This window comes from Roseburia intestinalis L1-82, assembly GCF_900537995.1.
Taxonomy (GTDB): Bacteria; Bacillota; Clostridia; order Lachnospirales; family Lachnospiraceae; genus Roseburia; species Roseburia intestinalis.
Window position 1 is genome coordinate 1,280,187 of sequence record NZ_LR027880.1, and the last position, 20,702, is coordinate 1,300,888.

13 protein-coding genes are annotated in these 20,702 nt (G+C 44.2%); all 13 read left to right on the top strand.

Going from position 1 to position 20,702, the window contains the following annotated elements; genetic code table 11:
* Positions 1 to 4: 4 nt before the first annotated feature.
* The 13 genes from RIL182_RS06000 (at position 5) to RIL182_RS06060 (ending at position 20,664) form a co-directional block, all read left to right on the top strand.
* Positions 5 to 2,863, top strand: coding sequence for a glycosyl hydrolase 115 family protein (locus tag RIL182_RS06000; RefSeq protein WP_006858276.1), 2,859 nt, complete (start codon positions 5 to 7; stop codon positions 2,861 to 2,863).
* Positions 2,860 to 4,563 (top strand): SGNH/GDSL hydrolase family protein, encoded by a 1,704-nt coding sequence (locus RIL182_RS06005; protein WP_006858275.1) that lies wholly within the window; start codon positions 2,860 to 2,862, stop codon positions 4,561 to 4,563. Before RIL182_RS06000 ends, RIL182_RS06005 begins: the two co-directional genes overlap by 4 nt.
* Before the next feature lie 78 nt (positions 4,564 to 4,641).
* Positions 4,642 to 6,207, top strand: a complete 1,566-nt coding sequence (locus RIL182_RS06010; RefSeq protein WP_006858274.1) for a glycoside hydrolase family 43 protein — start codon at positions 4,642 to 4,644, stop codon at positions 6,205 to 6,207.
* Positions 6,208 to 6,311: 104 nt separating this feature from the next.
* Positions 6,312 to 7,325 carry a LacI family DNA-binding transcriptional regulator gene (locus RIL182_RS06015; protein ID WP_006858273.1) on the top strand — a complete coding sequence of 338 codons (1,014 nt, stop codon included), beginning with the start codon at positions 6,312 to 6,314 and terminating at the stop codon, positions 7,323 to 7,325.
* 563 nt (positions 7,326 to 7,888) lie between these two features.
* On the top strand, positions 7,889 to 9,235 hold the full coding sequence (locus RIL182_RS06020; protein WP_006858271.1) for an extracellular solute-binding protein: 1,347 nt from the start codon (positions 7,889 to 7,891) through the stop codon (positions 9,233 to 9,235).
* A 222-nt stretch (positions 9,236 to 9,457) separates the two neighbouring features.
* Positions 9,458 to 10,876 (top strand): carbohydrate ABC transporter permease, encoded by a 1,419-nt coding sequence (locus tag RIL182_RS06025; protein WP_006858270.1) that lies wholly within the window; start codon positions 9,458 to 9,460, stop codon positions 10,874 to 10,876.
* Complete coding sequence (locus RIL182_RS06030) at positions 10,876 to 11,721, top strand: sugar ABC transporter permease (protein ID WP_006858269.1); 846 nt, start codon at positions 10,876 to 10,878, stop codon at positions 11,719 to 11,721. Before RIL182_RS06025 ends, RIL182_RS06030 begins: the two co-directional genes overlap by 1 nt.
* A gap of 29 nt (positions 11,722 to 11,750) precedes the next feature.
* Complete coding sequence (locus RIL182_RS06035; protein ID WP_006858268.1) at positions 11,751 to 13,601, top strand: hypothetical protein; 1,851 nt, start codon at positions 11,751 to 11,753, stop codon at positions 13,599 to 13,601.
* A complete protein-coding gene (locus RIL182_RS06040; protein ID WP_006858267.1) occupies positions 13,574 to 13,792 on the top strand; it encodes a hypothetical protein in 219 nt (72 codons plus the stop codon). The genes RIL182_RS06035 and RIL182_RS06040 overlap by 28 nt, the downstream gene beginning before the upstream one ends.
* A gap of 72 nt (positions 13,793 to 13,864) precedes the next feature.
* Positions 13,865 to 14,803: an AraC family transcriptional regulator gene (locus tag RIL182_RS06045; RefSeq protein ID WP_006858266.1), complete on the top strand. Its 939-nt coding sequence runs from the start codon at positions 13,865 to 13,867 to the stop codon at positions 14,801 to 14,803.
* Between the two features lie 99 nt (positions 14,804 to 14,902).
* The gene (locus tag RIL182_RS06050) at positions 14,903 to 17,989 is read left to right on the top strand and encodes a glycoside hydrolase family 2 TIM barrel-domain containing protein (RefSeq protein WP_006858265.1); all 3,087 of its coding nucleotides are present in this window, start codon (positions 14,903 to 14,905) and stop codon (positions 17,987 to 17,989) included.
* Between the two features lie 94 nt (positions 17,990 to 18,083).
* Positions 18,084 to 19,244 carry a glycoside hydrolase family 53 protein gene (locus tag RIL182_RS06055; protein ID WP_044999402.1) on the top strand — a complete coding sequence of 387 codons (1,161 nt, stop codon included), beginning with the start codon at positions 18,084 to 18,086 and terminating at the stop codon, positions 19,242 to 19,244.
* Positions 19,245 to 19,494: 250 nt separating this feature from the next.
* A complete protein-coding gene (locus tag RIL182_RS06060; protein WP_006858264.1) occupies positions 19,495 to 20,664 on the top strand; it encodes a galactokinase in 1,170 nt (389 codons plus the stop codon).
* Positions 20,665 to 20,702 lie beyond the last annotated feature (38 nt).

Sequence of the window (20,702 nt, forward strand, 5' to 3'; positions counted from 1 at the left end):
TCGTATGGAAGCAATTTTGGTAAAGGATCAAAAAGCGGCGGCATTTGTGATGGAGGATGGGACATTTGAGGGTGTCTATAGAATCACAGAAAAGGTTTGTGGGGATGTGGAGCAGGTCACAGGTGTCCGCCCGAAGATCATAAAATGGCAGGGAGAGTTGCAGCCGGCGCAGGTGTATGTGGCAACGCTCGGAAACAGTGAGATGTCAGAGGCGATCGCAGAAGAGGAAGGGATAGAACTTTCCTCTCTGTGTGGAAAGCGGGAATGTTTTCTGTTTCAGGTGTTGAAAAATGGCAGTCTGCTGATCGCAGGAAGTGACAAGCGGGGAACAATCTATGGGTTATTCCATATCTCAGAGCTTATGGGGGTATCGCCGTTTGTCCACTTTGCAGATGTGGTCCCTGCCCCGCAGAAAGAAATCATTTTTTCCGAAAAAGACTCGATGCAGAGCAAAGAACCCTCCGTGAAATACCGGGGGTTTTTTATCAATGATGAATGGCCTGCGTTCGGAAACTGGACATTTTCCCATTATGGTGGATTTACTGCAGAAATGTATGACCTGATCTTTGAGACACTGCTTCGGCTGAAAGGAAATTATCTGTGGCCGGCAATGTGGACATCGTCTTTTTCACTGGATGGACCGGGGGAGGAAAATGCCCGCCTTGCAGACTGCTACGGGATCGTGATGAGCAATTCCCACCATGAACCATGTTTAAGACACAGCGAAGAATGGGATCTGGTGCGTGGAGAGGATTCTGTTTATGGAAATGAGTGGAGCTATCTTACTAACCGTGAGGGACTGATCCGTTACTGGCGCGACGGGCTTTTGCGCAGTGGAAAATATGAAAATATCATCACGATCGGCATGCGCGGGGAGAGAGATTCTCTGATGCTTGGGGAGGATGCATCCTTAGAGCAGAATATTTCCCTGTTAAAAGAGATCATCACAGAACAGAGAAAACTCATCCGGGAATGTGTCGGGGAGAATGAACCGGAAATGCTCGCACTTTATAAAGAAGTGGAGGCTTATTATTACGGGGATGAGACAACGCCTGGGCTTAACGACTGGGATGGCTTAGACGGTGTGACGCTGATGCTCTGCGAGGATAACTATGGAAATATGCGGACACTTCCGACGGAGGAAATGCGCTCCCACCGCGGGGGCTTTGGTATGTATTATCACTTTGATTACCACGGATCGCCGGTCTCTTATGAGTGGGTGAACAGTTCTTATCTGCCTAAAATCTGGGATCAGATGACGATGGCATATGACTTTGGTGTGCGGGATATCTGGATCGTCAACGTCGGTGACCTGAAATTTCAAGAGTATCCGCTCAGTTTCTTTATGGATCTCGCATATGATTATGAGAAATGGGGAAGCAACAGGATTCATGCGCCGCAGGACTATCTGGCGTACTGGGTGAAACGTGAATTTGGCGGATGGTTCTATGAGGCACAGCAGGATGCAGTTTATCGGATCATGCAGCAGTATACAAAAATGAATCATAACTGCAAGCCGGAAGCGATGCGCGCAGATACTTATCATCCGGTGCACTTTGGGGAGGCAGACAAAAGACAAAAGGAAAATGAAAGGTTAGAAGCGGAGACAGAAAAGCTTTTATCTTCTGTGCCGGAAGAGATGCTGCCGGCTTTCTGGGAACTGGTATATTACCCGGCAATGGGAAGTGCAAACGCATCTGATATGCAGCTTTATGCAGGAAAAAATTCATTTTTTGCAAAAATGGGAGCGGTATGTGCAAATGATTATGCAGAAAAAATAAAAGCATGTATCGAAAAAGACCGTTTACTCACAGAACGGTTTCATCAGCTTCTGGATGGAAAATGGGATGGAATGGCACTCTCAGAGCACATCGGCTTTGTGAACTGGAACGATGAGGAGTGCAGGTATCCGCTCATGACCTTCATAGAACCGGCAAATAAGCCGAGGATCTTTGCCATGTCAGAGGGCGGTGATGTCTGTACGGCAGGCGGGGACTGGACGAAAAAATTGATCGTGATGCGGCAGTTTTTAGATCCGGCTGTCAGTGAAGCCTCCCTGTTATTGTTTGGCGGCTCGAAAGAAAAAGTGCCTTATCATATCGAGTGCAAAAGTCCGTGGGTTCTGCCTGGAAAAATGCAGGGAGTCACAGACCGTGAGGAAGTGCTCACGGTGCAGATAAAAAGAGATGAGATCACAGACTGGGAGAATGACCACAGGACATATGATTTTGAGGTTTGCTATGAGGGTGGAAGGATACCGGTAAAAATTTTGCTGGAAAAAGATCTGCCGGGATGTCTGGCGGAGGCATTTTATGAGACAGACGGGATGCTCTCTGTCGAGGCAGAGCACTTTATCTGCAATGAAAAGGCGGATGCGGGAGCATTTTATGTTTTGCCGGAGTACGGAAAAACGTTATCTGGTGTGAAAGCATATCCGCAGACAAAGACTTTTTTTGAAATGGCAGAGCAGATCAGACAGGCACCAAAACTGACGTATCAGATCTATGTCAGGGAGGCGGGAGAATACGAAATGATTTGCTATACCGCTCCGGCAAATCCGGTCTGTCAGGGAGGCAGTGTCTATTTTGGCTGCGCCGTCAATGGAAATGCACCGCAAAAGATAGAGATGATTCCGGATGGATACCGTTCCGGCGAGCCGTCCTGTGCGGAATGGGCGAAAATGGTGGTGGATCAGATCCGCGTTGTCCGTGTGCAGGTCACGCTGCAGAGCGGAGAGAATGAAATTGGAATTTATGCGGGGACACCGGGATTTCTGCTGGAAAAACTGACGTTTGTGCGCAAGGGAAAGCATTTGCCGGAGTCAGGTCTTGGACTGCCGGAGACAAGGAGGACGAACAGATGAGTGGACCTGTGGCACCGAAAGATCCGGAAAAAGACAGATCTTATTTTTACATTATGAAAGAAAAAGAAACCTTTGGCTCGCTCCAGACGCAGGGGGAGTATCAGGGCAGGGGAGTCCAGTTTATCTACGAGAGTGATGGAAGGCTTGAAAGCAGTGCGGAAGTGACCGGTGAGGTCTGTGATGAAGAAATTTTAAAGAAACTTGGCACGGTGGAGGGCTTTAAAAGCCTGGTGCACAGCATCGGTATATCCGTGGAGATGGAACATAGCAGAGAACCGGTCACATTTGTATTTCAGATGTACGGGAAAGAGGATCTCTACGGCGGCGGAACGCTCATAGAAACAGAACTGCGTGGGGATGGCGCAGAAGTCAGGATCACGCTTGATACGGTAAAGTGGAAAACAGATGATGATGTGCCGGGGCAGATCCGGTTTGTCTTTGAGACGCCGGAACAGTCTGCAAGGGTCAATGTCCGTTTCTTTTTAAAGGATGGATTTTTCGTACCAAAGCCGCAGGAAGAGCGCGTGGTGGATATGGAATCCCACGGATATCAGGAAATGATAGAGCGGTCACTCCTTTCTATGGGAGATGCGGGCAGGATCAGAAGAGTCGTAGAAAAAGCGCGGGCTGGGGAGCCGGTAACCATAGCATATATAGGAGGATCCATCACGCAGGGAGCCGGGGCAGTTCCGCTTCACACACAGTGCTACGCATACCGGTTCTGGAAGGCATTTGCCGGAAAATACGGAAAAAATAACAATGTGAAACTGATAAAAGCGGGAGTGGGCGGAACCCCGTCGGAGCTTGGGATGATCCGTTTTGAGAGGGATGTCCTGCGGGATGGAAAAGAAAAGCCGGATCTGGTAGTCGTGGAATTTGCAGTAAATGACGAGGGGGATGAGACAAAGGGCAGGTGTTATGAGAGCCTTGTAACAAAAATTTTATCCATGCCGGATGCACCGGCTGTCCTGTTATTGTTTGCTGTTTTTGCAAATGACTGGAATTTACAGGAACGCCTTGCTCCGGTGGGAGAGCGGTATCAGCTCCCGATGGTAAGCATCCGGGATGCCGTGACACCGCAGTTTCGGCAGACAAAGGACAGAGTTGTTTCAAAAAATCAGTTCTTTTATGATGCGTTTCACCCGACAAATCTGGGACATAAAATCATGGCAGACTGTCTGATGTATCTGATTGACCGGGCAGTCTGTGAGCCTGATATTTTAAGAAGAATGCATGAAAAACCGGTTTATGGGGATGAATTTGCGCAAGTGAAATTATTAGACCGCAGAGACGGCTATGAACGTGCGAAGATCTGCTGTGGCGCATTTTCCGGTACAGATCAGGAATTACAGTGTGTGGAGATGGATGACAGTTTAACGCCGGTTCCTGAATTTCCGTACAATTGGCAGTATGATGGGGCAAATGGCAGATCAGAAGATGCATTCCAGATGGATATCTACTGCCGGTCGCTGCTTCTCATCTTTAAAGATTCCGGAGCGGTGGACGCCGGACGGGCAGATGTGTTTGTGGACGATACCAAAGTTCTGACCGCAGATCCGCATGTGAACGGCTGGACGCACTGCAATCCGGTCATTCTTCTGGAAGAAAAAGAAAGCGGATGGCATCAGGTGAGGATTCAGATGACACCTGGGGAAGAAGAAAAGAAATTTACAATACTTGGTTTTGGCTATGTGGAATAAAAAAGGCATGGCTGCCTGGAAAGCAGAGAAATTTGTGTGAAAAATAAGATTTTAGAATAGTAGAAATGGAGCGATAAAATGAGTATAGCAAAGAATCCGGTTCTGTCCGGTTTTTATCCAGACCCATCTATCTGTAGGGTGGGGGAAGATTATTATATGGTAAATTCGAGTTTTGCATATTTTCCGGGGATTCCTGTGTTTCATAGCAGGGATTTAGCGCACTGGGAGCAGATCGGCAATGCGTTGGACAGGGAAGAACAGCTTCCACTGTCCGGCAGTGAGATCTCACGGGGGATCTTTGCACCGACGATCCGTTACCACGAGGGCACTTATTACATCATAACAACAAATGTGGATCATGGTGGAAACTTTGTGATAACGGCACAGGATCCCAAAGGGCCGTGGTCAGTTCCACATTATCTGGGAGATGCGGCGGAGGGGATTGATCCGAGCCTCTTTTTTGATGAAGATGGGAAATGTTATTATGTCGGGACAAGACCGAATCCGTCCGGGGTCAGACACAATGGTGACTGGGAGATCTGGATAGAGGAGCTGGATCTTCATGCAATGTGCTTAAAAGGTGCGGGGACGGCGGTCTGGAAAGGTGCATTAAAAGATTGTATCTGGCCGGAGGGACCGCACCTTTACAAAAAAGACGGCTGGTATTATCTGATGATCGCAGAAGGCGGTACGGGACCGGAACACAGCATCAGTATCGCAAGAAGCAGGTCGTTAAGAGAATGGTTCTGTGGATGCAAGAGAAATCCAATTTTCACGCACCGCAATCTTGGCAGGGATTATCCGGTGATCTATGCAGGACACGGAGATCTTGTGGATGATGCAGACGGAAACTGGTATGTCGTCATGCTTGCATCGAGGCCATGTGAGGGACACTGTAGTATTGGCAGGGAAACTTTTCTGGCAAAAGTGGAATGGGAGGACGGATGGCCCGTCATCAATCCGGGGATTGGACATCTGACAGAGAAAACAGAACTTCCGATCGGTGAGTATCGCCTGGAAAAGGAAGTGACCCATGCGGATTTTATTACATTTGATCAGAAAAAAATAGATGACAGACTCCTGTCGCTGCAGAGAAGGGATGAAAATACATATTCACTGATCGAGAGAAAAGGTTTTCTCAGGATGTATCTGAAAAAACAGAAACTTACAGAGAAAACGGACGCGCAGTATTTCGGGCTGCGGCAGAAAGATTATGATTTTACATTTTCGGCATGCATGGAATTTGATGCGGAGCGGGAAAATGAACAGGCGGGGATCGTCTGCTATCAGAATCATGCAAATCATCTTTCGATGCGCATCTGCGGTGGAAAAGAGAAGAGAAAGCTGCAGGTAATCGCACATATAACAGAAAACGATACGCTGCTTGCGGAAGAAGAAATCAATGCAAAAGGAATGCTGGAACTGTATTTGAAGGCAGCAGGACAGAGGGCAGAATTTTTTGTCAGAGATGAGGAAGGAAAGGTATTAAAACTCATTAAAGACGTGAGCCTGCTGCCGTACAGTACAGAGGAAGCAGGGGGATTTGTGGGCTGCACGCTCGGTGTGTATGCGTCTTCAAACGGTGAAATATCGGATCGTTTTGCGGATGTAGCATGGATTTCGTATGAGGGAATACCGGGTTGATGCCGGGAAAAAATAGAAAAAAATAGGATTGATTTTTGCCCCTGTTTGTACAATAATAAACTTAGTTGCGCAACTAAGCGCAAAAAAGCGAGGAATGAGAGTTTATGGATAAGGGGTTAGAAAAGAATATTACGATTGCGGACGTGGCGGAGGCGCTTGGAGTATCGAAGACAACCGTGTCACGTGCAATTTCCGGTAAAGGTCGTATTGGCAGGGAGACAAGAGAGCGCGTGCTCGCCTACATAGAAGAACATGATTATAAGCCGAATGTCATTGCGAAAGGGCTTGCGCAGTCTAAAACTTATAATATCTGTGTGGTCATGCCGGGGGAGTATGATGTTGTGGATCTTACATTTTTTCAGGAATGTCTGTTTGGGATACAGGAGATTGCGGGCAGCATGGAATATGATATCCTGCTTTCTATCTGCAGGAAAAACGATATATCTTCTCTTGAGCGTATCATAGCAAACCATAAAGTGGACGGTGTGATCCTGATGCGCACTTTTGTGGAAGATGAACAGATCGATTTTCTGCAGACAAAAAATGTACCGTTTGTCACGATCGGAAGTACCAGTGCCAATTACAAAGGCGTGATTCAGATCGATCACAATCACAAGAGTGCATGCAAAGAGCTTACATCGATCATTTTGATGAAGCAGATGGACAAAATTGCACTGATCGGCGGCAATGAAGAGCATGTGGTTACACAGAGCCGTCTGCGGGGATTTCGTGAGGCATATGCGAAGATGGGGAAAACGTTAGATGAGGATCTGATGTTTTTAAGCCAGGATAACCAGGTTCTGGTGGAAAAGGCAGTCAAGGAAGCATTAAACAGACAGGCAGACTGTATCCTCTGTATGGATGACGCTGTCTGCAGCCGTGTTTTAAAGACACTGCGCCAGCAGCATGTCAAAGTGCCGGAAGATGTCCGGGTGGCATCGTTTTATAACAGCATGGTACTTGAAAACAATGTTCCCTCGATCACATCGCTTTCATTTGATGCAAAGGAACTCGGCATGGTGGCATGCCGTACACTGCTTGATCTGACGGAGGGACTTGAGGTGAAAGAGCGCACATTGCTTCCGTATGAGGTGGTGCTGAAGGAATCGACGAAATAAATATAATCAGGAAAATACAGTTCTGAGAAAATTGAAGATCATCCTGTTGGAGAGAATAAGCAATGGGCGAAACACATAGCGAATAAATGTGTTTCGCCCGTTTTTTATGCTGAAATTGTCGGAAATCACATGAAATGGGCGAAATGATTACAATGATTACCGGAATAGCCCGCAGATCAGCGGGAATGAGGGTGAATCTGAAGCAATGTGATGGAAATTCGCCCAAAACAAAGGAAAAGGCAGGAAAATCCCTGATTCAAAAAATATCAAAAACGAGCCAAAATATCCATAAAAAGATGATATAAGAATTGAAAATGCACGGAAAATCAATAGTTAACGGTTGCGCAAAAGTCGAATTTGAAAAAAATAAAAGAAAAAATAGAAGATGATATTGTGCAAAATGGCTAAAAAATGGTCGGATTTATTATAAAATGTGGATATTGACACAAGGATGTGACGGAGATATACTCTAACCATAGAACAACCGATTGCGCATAGCGCAACACGAAAAAGTGTTCTAAAAGAACAATTTTTTCTATCAAGGAAAAGGGAGGAATTTTCAAATGAAGAAAAAAGTCATCAGCACAGTATTATGTGCAGCAATGGTAGCATCCATGTTTGCAGGATGTGGAAACAAAGCAGCCGATAACAGCAGCGCAGCAGACAATAGTGCAGCAGACAACAGCGCAGCAGAGAGCACAAACAGTGCAGCAGCAACAGAGACAGGTGATGCTGCAGATAATGCAGAAACAGCTTCCGGTGATGCAATCGCAAATCTGATCGCATCTACAGATGGAACCGTAGATATCCAGCTCTGGTGTTCAGAACTTGAGGCTTATCAGAACGTTATGAAAGAGCTGACAGACAAATTTAAAGAGCAGTACTCAGATGTAGATTTTAACATCACGATCGGTGCTGTATCTGAGGCAGATGCAAAAGATAAGATTCTTGAGGATATCGATGCAGCAGCAGATGTATTCGTATTTGCAGATGATCAGGTAAATGATCTTGTAAATGCAGGTGCGCTTCAGGAAGTGGCAGCTACTTATACATATGATCCGAAAGAAACAAACTCAGAGGCAACTGTAGCAGCAGCTACCAAAGACGGAAAACTTTACGCTTATCCGTTAACAGCATCGAATGGTTACTTCTTATACTATGATTCAAACATCTTCTCTGAAGAGGATGTGGCTTCCTGGGAAAACCTTACAGCAAAAGCGGAAGAAGCAGGAACAAAAGTTGGCATGAATGTAGCAGATGGATGGTATCTGTATGGATTTTTCTCTGGTGCAGGCTGTGAACTTTCCATGAATGAAGATAACTCAAACAACTGTGACTGGAACTCTGAGACCGGTCTTGCAGTAGCACAGAGTATTGAGAATATCACTTCTTCCCCGGCATTTGTAAGCGTACAAGATCAGGATGCAATTACCATGTTAAATGACGGTACACTTGGCGCATATGTTTCCGGTACATGGAACACCGGATCTTTTGAAGCAAAATACGGTGACGGATATGCAGCATGTAAATTACCTACTTTCGATGTAAATGGAACAGCTACACAGATGGGATCTTATGCAGGATACAAATTCGTAGGTGTTAACTCCCATGCTAAAAATGTTGGCTGGTCAATGCTCCTTGCTGAGTATCTCACAAATGAGGAGAGCCAGTTAGCAATTGGTAACGCTACATCAGAGGGACCGGCTAACACAGTAGCAGCAGCTCAGATTGATTCCCCGGCACTTGCAGCACTTGCAGCGCAGTCAGAGTTTGCAGATCAGCAGGTTGTAGGCAATAATTACTGGGATCCGGCAAAGGCACTTGGACAGAACCTGGTTGACGGTGCAACAGATCTTCAGGCTGTACTTGATGATGCAGTAGCTGGTATTACACAGCCGGTAGCTGAATAATCAAATATCTGTAAAACTCAGATTTCCACATGGCTTTGGAATAACTTTTATGAGGAGGGCATTATCTCCTGCCAGACAGGACATTGCTTTCCGGCAGAGGCGGATATTTTCCTGCTGGAAACCAATGCCTTCCTTGTGACAGGCTATGTGAAATTTTTAAAAAGAGAAAAGTTTTTGCGACTTAGCCAAAAATTCTCATTCACGCGCATAGGGAGTGAATCTATGAAAACATTTTTAAACGCAATCAAAAAATACTTTGCCGATTTTGGGACAGCCGTGGCAAAGGGCGATATCTGGTGCAAGCTTTCACTGCTTGTTATGGGTGCAGGATACTGGGGACGGAAACAGATCGTCAAAGGTGTCTTAATAACAGCCCTTGAAGTGGTAGTGATCCTGTTTACAGGAATGTTCTCTATTAATTACATTAAGGATTTAAATACACTTGGTACCGTTCAGTATGAGTCCGTATTTGATCCGCTGACCTTGAAAAATACTGTTAATGATTACGATAACTCATTGCTGATCCTGCTATATGGTATTATTGGTGTTCTCGTAATCGTAGCATTCATATTTTTATATATAAGCAATTTGAAAGCTGTTTATCGGCTTCAGCTTATGAAAGAAGAGGGAGAACATGTCAATACATTTGCAGAAGATATAAAATCTCTTTTCAATGGTAAGTTTTATATCACATTGCTTACCCTGCCGAGTATCGGTGTTATTATGATGAACATTATACCGATCATTTTTATGTCCTGTGTGGCATTTACCAATTATGATATGGATCATATGCCGCCAAACTACCTGTTTACATGGGTTGGACTTAGAAACTTTAAGAACATGTTTACAGGCGGCACCACAATCACATTCTCCTATGCATTCGTAAGAATTCTTGCATGGACAATGATCTGGGCAGTATCGGCAACATTTACAACTTTCATCGGTGGTATTCTTTTGGCAAAGCTGATCAACCATGAAGATACACATTTTAAAAAAATGTGGAGATCACTTTTTGTTGTGACAATCGCGATTCCACAGTTCGTAACATTGCTTCTTGTAAGCAAAATGTTCAGCGACCACGGTATTGTAAATACATTATGTTCCAACATCGGTCTGACAGGATGGTTACAAAGTATCGGACTTGTTTCCGGAAACTATATTCCGTTTCTCTCTAAACCGGGCTGGTCTCATGCAATGATCATTCTTATTAATATCTGGGTCGGTGTTCCATATCAGATGCTTTCCGCTACCGGTATTCTGATGAATATTCCGACAGATCAGTTGGAGAGTGCACGTATCGATGGTGCAAATAAATGGCAGATCTTCTGGAAGATCACAATGCCGTATGTATTATTTATCTGTGGACCATCCCTGATTCAGAGCATTATTGCAAACATCAATAACTTTAACGTTATTTATCTGCTGACAAGTTCCAATGCAACAGCAAACATGGCATTTGCAAACTCTAATGCAAAAGAGACAGACCTTCTCATTACATGGCTGTTTACATTGACCAACGATAACTCAAACTATAAGATGGCATCGGTAATTGGTATTATTTCATTTGCTATCTGTGCGCTTCTTACATTGCTTAGCTATACAAGAATGATCAGTGGTGATAAAGAGGAGGTGTACCAATAATGAAAAAGAAAACATGGAAAATCATTGTGAGACATTTAGTACTTGCTCTTTTGGCAATCATCTGGCTGATTCCGATTGTATGGCTGGTTGTAACATCCCTTTCCACTACAAAGGGTGTAAGTTACCAGCACTTCTTCCCGGAACACTGGACACTGGCAAACTATCATCAACTGTTCTTCAAGACAGATACAGCAGCAAACTTCCCTGCATGGTTTAAAAATACTTTTATCGTAGCATTTTTTACCTGCATCGTTTCATCCGCTTTTGTACTGATGGTCTCTTATGCATTCAGTTGTATGAGATTCAAGGCGAGAAAACCTCTGATGAGCTTTTCTATCATTCTTGGAATGTTCCCAGGTGTACTTTCCATGATCGCTGTTTATTTTGTCTTAAAAATGATCGGACTTACTGATTCACTTGCAGGTCTGGTTATCGTATATTCTGCAGGTTCGGGACTTGGGTTTTTAGTATTGAAAGGTTTCTTTGATACCATCCCGGTTTCACTGAGAGAGGCTGCCCGCTTAGAGGGTGCTTCCGAGGCAACAATTTTTGGAAAAATCATTATTCCGCTGTCAAAACCGATGATAGTATATACGATTATCAACTCTTTCCTGAATCCATGGATGGATTTTGTTCTGGCACGAATCATGATCAAGTCCAAAGAGTCCGCAGACTGGACAGTCGCGATCGGTCTTTATAACCTGTTACAGAAGACATTAATCGGAGATTACTTCGCAATCTTCTGTGCAGGCGGTGTTATGATCGCAATCCCGATTTCAATTCTCTTCGTAGTGATGCAGAAGTTCTATGTTGAGGGTGTTACCGGTGGAGCTGTAAAAGGTTAGAAAAATATTTTTAGAGGAGAAAGAAAAAAATGGATAAATTTGTACTGAATCTTATTCATCGTCCGGAGCTGGTTCCAGAGTATTCTGCAACAGTGACTGGACAGGGAAAAGAAGAGGATATCGGAGATAAGGCACTGCTGACAGAGTCTTTGGATATCTTTAAGACACAGCAGAGATTAGCTCATGAGAATGGATTAAAAGTAACCATTCAGATGACATACGCTTCACTGTTCAATGATGAGGCAGTGGAGATCGCAAAACATGATCATGAAGTATATGGCGATGAGATCGCATTATCTTTATTAGGACTTCCTTGTGAGGAGTTCCGTGAAAAATATAAGACCAAGGATTTCTGTATCTGGATGTTTTCCATGGAAGATAAGAAAGCCATCGTAAATGATGTATTCGAGAAATTCCATGACAGATTCGGTTTTTATCCGGAATCCACAGGTTCTTATTATATGGATGCTGACCTGACAAACTATATCAAGGCAGCATACCCGACTGTAAAATGTGCAGTTGCTACCTGCTGGGAGGAAGGCCCGAAGGCATATCATACCTGCAACAACTCCTGGTATACATTATTTGATGGAGGCCCATGGGCACCATGGATTCCGTCTAAACAGAACACACATGCACCGGCTGCAAATAAAGAGGAAGACAGTGGTATCGTAGCGATCCCTCATCTTTCCCGTGACCTGATCGCATGTTACGATGGAAATGGTTCGAACTTCGGAACACATCCGCAGAACGTACTCCGTGGTATGATCTATGACACAAAGACATGGGAGTATCCATATCTTTACAATCTGATCGACCAGTACCGTTCCTTAGAGAAATATAACAACGGATATTCCTACAACATGATGTTCGTTGGACCGGGCTGGATGAACAAGATGGGACGCTGGGAGCAGCCATATGAACTCCTTTACAAATCCTACAGCGACGGCTGTGCTTACTACGGCAAACTGAAAAAAGAGGGTCAGTTAGTAGATATGACGATGTCGGAGTTCGCTGATTATTATCGTGAGAAGAAAGGTGTCAACCAGAACAATTACAACGAGCCGGAATGTGCTCTCTGGAGAGATATCTTATATGGTTCCGACAAACAGTTATTCTGGTACTGCGATCCATACATGAGAGCATGTGTCAACATGGATCAGGGCGGTGCGATCGTTGACCTTCGTCCTTATGCAGCAAAATTAGAGTGGCCGGTCGGCATCGGAACAAAACATGTTCAGGATGCATCCTACCCATTCTTAATTCAGGAGAAATACCGTGCAGGTTATTTCACCCACTATGCAGGAGAGGGAACCGTAAGAAGTGCAAAACTTTCTTACAAAGGAGAGGAAGTAGATCTCTGCCTCTGCCCGACACATGCACATTTCTCACAGGAAGGAAAGACAAGAATCCTTACATTAGACCCGGTTACGATCGAGTTCAGGGATCTGACTGTAAAACTTCAGACAAAAGAGTACTTTGAGGAAGGTTCTTCGAACATCAGGATCGAGCGTCACATTTTAGAGATGAGTGATCCGACTGCGGAAGTAACATTAAATGAATACATGGTTGCATGCTATGGTACAACTGAGTATTCCGAAGATATGAGTCATATCACATTAAAGATCGACGGACCGGAAGAGAAGACGATCAACTATGAATACAAATGCCGTGAGGAAGGCGTTGTGGGAGCTGCAGAGGTTTCCGCAGTTATTCCTGAAATCGAGACAAGAGTATCCATGACAGCATCCGATGCAAATGCAGAAGGATATGTAAAAGAAGGATATGCATTCTCACCAATGTTCACATTGGGATACAGAAAAACAATCTCAGATAAGGAGGTATTTGCAACATGGCTCAACTTGGCAAAGGCAAATTAAATTATAGATGCCCATCCTGTTTTTTAAGAGATCTCGACATCGATATGTTCTACAATAAAGAAACCGGTATTTACAGCTGCATCCGCTGCCAGTATCGTGGAACGGAAGAGGATGTATTAGAGAAAAACGAAATGATCCGTTTCCGCTATAAAGCAATGCATGACAGAATTACAAAATTTGATTTTGACTAAATTCTGGTAACAGAAACAAAATGACTGCCGTACTGAAATATTGTACGGCAGTTTTAAAAAGAGGTAATAACCATGGGAAAAAAGAAAAAAGACACAATGGAATTGAGGTTTTACGAAGTTCCGCAGGGTGAATATGTTCTGGCACTTTTAGGAGACAACTGGATTCGTGATTACGGACATGATGAAAGTAATCTTCATTTTCACAATCTCATGGAAATCGGATATTGTAAAAACGGTACCGGCGAGTTGATCTTAAATGAAGAGACAAAACGTTATGAACCGGCAATGGTCAGTATTATTCCACAGAATTACCCGCATGTGACGATCAGTGACATTGCGGAGGGACCAAGCTATTGGGAATATTTATTTTTTGATCCGATGGTCATGATCCAGGAATTATATCCGGATAATGCTGTCATGCAAAAAAAAGTATTGCAGATGATCAATCGTAAGGCTTTATTTTTCCATGAGTGGGAAAACCGCGGAATTTCCGTTCTTGTGAAGATGCTCATGGATGAAATGAGACAGAAAAAAAATCATTTTAATGATTGTGTCAGAGGTCTTTTGATCGCTTTTTTTGCTGAATTGCTCCGCATGTGTGAGAGCGATGTCTCGGAGAATGAAGTAAAGAAAAAGACAGGTGTTTCCCAGATCACGGCGGCACTTGATTATGTCAGGTTAGAGTATGCAAACAATATCCGTGTCGAGGAACTTGCAAAGGCAAGCCATATGAGTGAGACACATTTCAGAAGAGTCTTTGAATCTTATATGAATATGTCACCGATGGATTACATCAATCTGATGCGGGTGCAGAAAGCCTGTGATATCATGAAAAAGACAAATGACCCGATGGATGTGGTCGCCCAGAAAGTAGGATTTACCACGACATCCACATTTAACCGGAACTTCAAAAAATATCTGAATACATCTCCGTATCAGTGGAAGATCAGTCCGGAAAATTATGAGAGAAAGCTGCTGAATTATAATATTTCCGCATTGAAGGGCTGGTAAATAAATGGGCGAAAATGCGTGTTTTGTGTTGAGATACAGATGCAAAATGCGCATTTTTCCGTTAAAATGGAGATAAGAAAAAGATAAGGAGGACATGACATGTCATTCGAAATAAAAAAGATCCATGATCCGAAGTTTTTTAAGGAAAACTGCATGGCAGCACACTCCGATCATGTGGCATATGCGAATGAAACAGAAGCAGAAGAAAAAAAGAGCAGCTTCCGGTTATTACTGGATGGCGTCTGGAAATTTCATTATGCGAGAAATTATGCGCAGACCGTCAGTGGGTTTGAGGCAGAAGATTTTGATTGTAAATGCTGGGAGGATATTCGGGTGCCGGCACATATCCAGATGGAGGGCTATGATATCCCGCAGTATGTAAACATCCAGTATCCGTGGGATGGAAGGGAAGATGTGTGGCGCGACGCAGTGCCGAGTGAATTTAATCCGGTGGCAAGCTATGTAAAATATTTTACACTGCCGGAAGGTTTTAGAAAAAGCGGACTTTATATTTCTTTTCAGGGTGTGGAGAGCGGTTTTGCATTGTGGTTAAACGGTCATTATGTCGGATACAGTGAGGACAGTTTCACCCCGTCAGATTTTGATCTTACTCCGTATGTAAAAGAGGGCGAAAATAAGCTGGCAGTCCAGGTGTTTAAGTGGACTTCTTCAAGCTGGTGCGAGGATCAGGATTTCTACCGGTTCTCCGGTATTTTCCGTTCGGTTTATCTGTATACCATGCCAAAGGTGCATGTGTATGATTTAAAAGTGCAGCCGGTTGTCGATGAGGCGGTTTTAAATGCAGATCTTCTTGTCACAATGCAGATGCGCGGCGAGGGAAAAGCAAGACTGACCCTGACCGGCAGCAGAAATTATTCCGTTTTGGAAGAAAAAGAAGAACAGATTGTTTTCTCTGAGGAGCTGCCAGTCTCTGAGGGGGAAGTTCATTTTGAAAAAGAGGTGAAAAAACCGGATCTGTGGAGTGCGGAGATCCCGAATTTATACACGCTTACGATCGAATGTTTTGATCAAAACGGGGAGAGAAGCGAGCTTGTCAGCCAAAGAATCGGATTCCGCCGTTTTGAAATGAAAGACGGTATCATGACATTAAATGGAAAGCGCATTGTATTTAAGGGTGTCAACCGTCATGAGTTCAGTTCCAAAACAGGACGTGCAGTGACAAGGGAAGAGGTTTTAAAAGACATCGTTACGATGAAACAGAACAACATCAATGCGATCCGCACCTGCCACTACCCGGATGCTTCCATTATATATGATCTCTGCGATGAGTACGGACTCTATATGATCGCGGAAAACAATCTCGAATCACACGGTTCATGGGATGCCGCGATGCATGGTTCTGTGCCGAAAGATATGATCGTTCCGGGGGACAACATGGACTGGGAACCGATGATGCTTGATCGTGTCAATTCCTGTTACCAGAGAGATAAAAACCATCCGGCAGTTCTGATCTGGTCAGTCGGAAATGAATCTTACGGCGGAAAAGTAATTTTTGACATGTCCGAAAAATTCCGTGCCTTAGATCCATACCGTCTGGTTCATTATGAGGGAATTTTCAATGACCGCAGATATGAGGCGACCAGCGATATGGAAAGCCAGATGTATACGAGCGTGGAAAATGTGAAAAAATTCCTCGCCGAGCATAAGGAAAAACCGTTTATTATGTGTGAATATACACATGCGATGGGAAATTCCTGTGGTGCCATGCACAAATACACGGATCTGACCGATACGGAACCGAGATATCAGGGCGGTTTTATCTGGGATTACATTGACCAGTCCATCTTGAAAAAAGACCGCTATGGAAAAGATTTTCAGGCATATGGCGGCGATTTCTTAGAGCGTCCGACGGATTATAATTTCAGTGGAAATGGAATCTGCTATGGTGGAGACCGAGATCCGTCCCCGAAGATGCAGGAAGTGAAATTCAATTACCAGAATATCAGTATTCTGTTTGAAAAGGAAGGGAAGTTTACCGTTGTAAATAAAAACCTGTTTGCAAATACCGACCGGTTCCGCTGTGTGGCAGTTTTACAGAAAAACGGGGTTGTTGTGAAAAAACAGGAGATAGAGACAGCAGTACCGCCGCTTAGCACGAAGGACTATGAGATCCCGTTTGCCATTTTGCGTGCAGATGATAAGGATCAGAAAAAAGACCCGGATGCAGAATACACACTCACCGTTTCATTCTGGTTAAAGGAGGATATGAGCTGGGCAGATGCAGGACATGAGGTCGCTTTTGGACAGAAGATTTATAAAAAGATCCCTGCTTTCCATGCATCCGAAAAGCCGATCCGCGTGGTTCACGGCAAGGTAAACATCGGAGTAAAAGGCGAAGATTTTGACTGCCTGTTTTCCATGTTGAGTGGGGGACTTGTTTCCTACCGCTATGCGGGGAAAGAAATGATCGAGAAGATCCCGATGCCGAATTTCTGGAGGGCACCGGTGGACAATGATAACGGAAGCATGGCTCCGGCGCGCTATGCACAGTGGAAGATCGCAAGCATGTATATCAGTCACAGAAACGGTGGGATGTTTGACAATGTCCCGACCAAAGTGGAAGAAAAAGACAATACCGTGACAGTCACTTACACCTATTTTATGCCGACAACACCGGCGGGCAAATGTCAGGTTTCCTACACCGTTTTTGGTGATGGAACGATCGAGACAAAACTGATGTATGATCCGGTAGAGGGACTTCCGGATATGCCGGAGTTTGGCATGATGTTCTGGTTTAATGCAGATTATGACAATCTTACCTGGTATGGCATGGGACCGGATGAGACCTATGCAGACCGGAGACATGGAGCAAAGCTTGGAATCTACAGCAATAAAGTGGCTGACAATATGGCAAAATATTTAGTTCCGCAGGAATGTGGCAACAAAGTCGGTGTGCGGTATGCGCGCCTTGTGGATGCAAAAGGCAGGGGAATGATGTTTGAGGGAGATGAATTAAGCTTCTCGGCACTTCCGTATACACCACATGAACTTGAAAATGCAGCCCATGTTTATGAACTGCCGCAGGTACATCACACGATCGTCCGTGTGGCATTGGCGCAGATGGGAGTCGGCGGTGATGACAGCTGGGGATCTTTAGTGCACCCGGAATACCATATTGATGTGACGAAACCGTTAGAATTTACGTTCCGCTTTAAAGGAATATAGTATAAGTAATAAAGTATAAGAAATAAGCTCGGCTGCCTGATTTATTTATGTTTTGGCACAAATATTACAGCTTATGAAAAGGAAGGGAATGACTATGAATTTTGTAAAAGGAATGGATTTGTCTACACTTGCAGAGTTGGAGAAGTGTGGTGCGAAGTATTATGACAACGGAGAAGAAAAGGATATTTTGGAGATCATGAAATCTTATGATGTGGATACGATCCGTATCCGTGTCTGGAATGATCCGTGGTCAGAAACAGGAGAATCTTACGGTGCAGGAGAAAATGATCCAAAGACATCTCTTGAGATCGCCAAAAAGGTGACAAAAGCAGGTTTTGGTGTGCTTTTAAATCTGCATTACAGTGATTTCTGGGCAGATCCGGGAAAACAGTTTAAACCGAAGGCATGGGAAAATTATGGTGTCAAAGAGTTAGAGCAGGCAGTTTATGATTTCACGTTAGAGATGATGCATCTTTATTTGGAAAACGGTGTTAATATCACGATGGTACAGGTCGGAAATGAACTTTCAAATGGTCTGCTCTGGCCGGAAGGCAAGGTGCCGAACTATGATAACATCGCAACATTTGTCAATGCCGGTATCCGTGCTGTCCGCAAAGCAGATGAAGAGCGTCTCGCAGGCTCTATCAAAGGTGTATGCCCGCAGATGAAGGAACTGTCAAAGATTCTGGTTATGATCCATCTTGACAATGGCGGCAACAATGCACTTTACCGTGAATGGTTTGATAATTTTACAAAACGCGGTGAGGATTTTGAACTGATCGGATTGTCCTATTATCCATTCTGGCATGGATCTCTTCAGATGTTAAATGACAACATGAATGATATTGCCAAGCGCTACGGCAAAGATCTGATCGTGGCAGAAGTCTCCATGGGATATACGATGGACGACTACAAGGATTATGAGAAACTTGCCGATGAGGAGCGCAAGGGTTATGCGACGAAACCGGCGCTGGTTGAGAAAATCGAATACCCGATGACCGTACAGGGACAGTATGACTTTATGGAAGACTTCTTAAACCGCATCAGCCATATTGATGATGGAAAAGGGAAGGGCTTCTTCTACTGGGAGCCGGCATGGATCCCGGTTCCGGGTTCCGGCTGGGCAACGCCTGCTTCCTTAAAATACATACAGGATCCGGGACCGTGCGGCAACGAGTGGGCAAACCAGGCATTGTTTGATTATGAGGGCAATGCGCTGCCGACGTTAAAACTGATCCGTGATTTTAAGGCATAAAAAGTATTGCTGTCTGGAGATAAAAGAGTGTATAGAAAATCCTGCAATATTTATGTAAAAATGTTGCAGGATTTTTTGCACTTTGTTGCAGTTTGCGTTTCAGCCATTGCAAAGGAATTCGGATGCGTTATAATAGGATTATCAGAGAAAACGAAACAAATGCATCCTGCTTTTACGGGAAAGGAAAACAGACGGGATGACGTGGAACAAAATAAGAACAAATGATGTATTGTAAAAAGGAGGATTTAAGATGGTTTGGGAGAACGTACTGGCAAAGTTTAAAGAGTTATTTGGCGGCGAAGGAGAGATTGGTGTTTATTTTGCACCGGGACGTGTGAATATGATCGGAGAGCATACCGATTACAACGGCGGTCATGTATTTCCATGTGCACTGACGATCGGTACTTATGGTGTGGCAAGAAAAAGAGAGGATAAAAAACTTCGTTTTTATTCGATGAATTTTGAGCAGCTTGGCGTGTTAGAGTCATCTGTAGAGAATTTAAAACCGGAGAAAGAAGCTGACTGGACCAACTATCCGAAGGGCGTGATGTGGGCATTCGGAGAGAAAGGCATGAAGGTAGAACAGGGTATGGATCTTGTATTATTCGGAAATATCCCGAATGGTTCCGGACTTTCTTCTTCCGCATCCGTAGAGGTTTTAACAGGATTTATCTTACGCGATATGTTTGGATTTGATGTGACAAATCAGGATCTTGCACTGATCGGTCAGTATTCGGAAAATAAATTCAACGGTGTCAACTGTGGTATCATGGATCAGTTTGCTATCGCAATGGGCAAAGCAGGCCATGCGATCTTCCTTGACACTGCAACTTTAAAATATGAGTATGCACCGATCAAACTGGAGAATGCAAAGATTGTGATTTCCTGCAGTAATAAAAAACGTGGACTGGGCGATTCCAAATACAATGAGCGCCGCAGTGAGTGTGAAAAAGCACTGGCAGAGTTACAGAAAGTTGTCTCCATCGACGCACTTGGAGATCTGACAGAGGTACAGTTTGAAGAACACAAAGATGCCATCAAAGAGGAAGTGTGTGTAAGACGTGCAAAACATGCAGTTTATGAGAATCAGAGAACGATCAAAGCAGTAGAGGCACTGAAAAATAATGATGTTGCCTTATTTGGAAAACTGATGAATGAATCCCACGTTTCTCTCCGCGATGATTATGAAGTAACCGGTATTGAGCTGGATACTTTGGTTGAGGAAGCATGGAAGATTGATGGTGTGATCGGCTCAAGAATGACAGGTGCGGGCTTTGGCGGATGTACGGTCAGCATCGTAAAAGATGAGGCTGTGGATACCTTTATCAAAGAAGTCGGTGCAGCTTATGAGAAGAAGATCGGATATGCAGCAGATTTCTATGTTGTTGAGATTGGTGACGGTCCAGTGAAATTAGCCTGATGAAAAGAAGTTTTTCATTTCTGAAAATAAGAGGCTCA

Coding starts and splice junctions, on each gene's coding strand:
- RIL182_RS06035 (WP_006858268.1), top strand. CDS start 11,751: ATGGATAAATTTGTACTGAATCTTATTCATCGTCCGGAGCTGGTTCCA.
- RIL182_RS06000 (WP_006858276.1), top strand. CDS start 5: ATGGAAGCAATTTTGGTAAAGGATCAAAAAGCGGCGGCATTTGTGATG.
- RIL182_RS06055 (WP_044999402.1), top strand. CDS start 18,084: ATGAATTTTGTAAAAGGAATGGATTTGTCTACACTTGCAGAGTTGGAG.
- RIL182_RS06015 (WP_006858273.1), top strand. CDS start 6,312: ATGGATAAGGGGTTAGAAAAGAATATTACGATTGCGGACGTGGCGGAG.
- RIL182_RS06010 (WP_006858274.1), top strand. CDS start 4,642: ATGAGTATAGCAAAGAATCCGGTTCTGTCCGGTTTTTATCCAGACCCA.
- RIL182_RS06045 (WP_006858266.1), top strand. CDS start 13,865: ATGGGAAAAAAGAAAAAAGACACAATGGAATTGAGGTTTTACGAAGTT.
- RIL182_RS06050 (WP_006858265.1), top strand. CDS start 14,903: ATGTCATTCGAAATAAAAAAGATCCATGATCCGAAGTTTTTTAAGGAA.
- RIL182_RS06020 (WP_006858271.1), top strand. CDS start 7,889: ATGAAGAAAAAAGTCATCAGCACAGTATTATGTGCAGCAATGGTAGCA.
- RIL182_RS06040 (WP_006858267.1), top strand. CDS start 13,574: ATGGCTCAACTTGGCAAAGGCAAATTAAATTATAGATGCCCATCCTGT.
- RIL182_RS06060 (WP_006858264.1), top strand. CDS start 19,495: ATGGTTTGGGAGAACGTACTGGCAAAGTTTAAAGAGTTATTTGGCGGC.
- RIL182_RS06030 (WP_006858269.1), top strand. CDS start 10,876: ATGAAAAAGAAAACATGGAAAATCATTGTGAGACATTTAGTACTTGCT.
- RIL182_RS06025 (WP_006858270.1), top strand. CDS start 9,458: ATGAAAACATTTTTAAACGCAATCAAAAAATACTTTGCCGATTTTGGG.
- RIL182_RS06005 (WP_006858275.1), top strand. CDS start 2,860: ATGAGTGGACCTGTGGCACCGAAAGATCCGGAAAAAGACAGATCTTAT.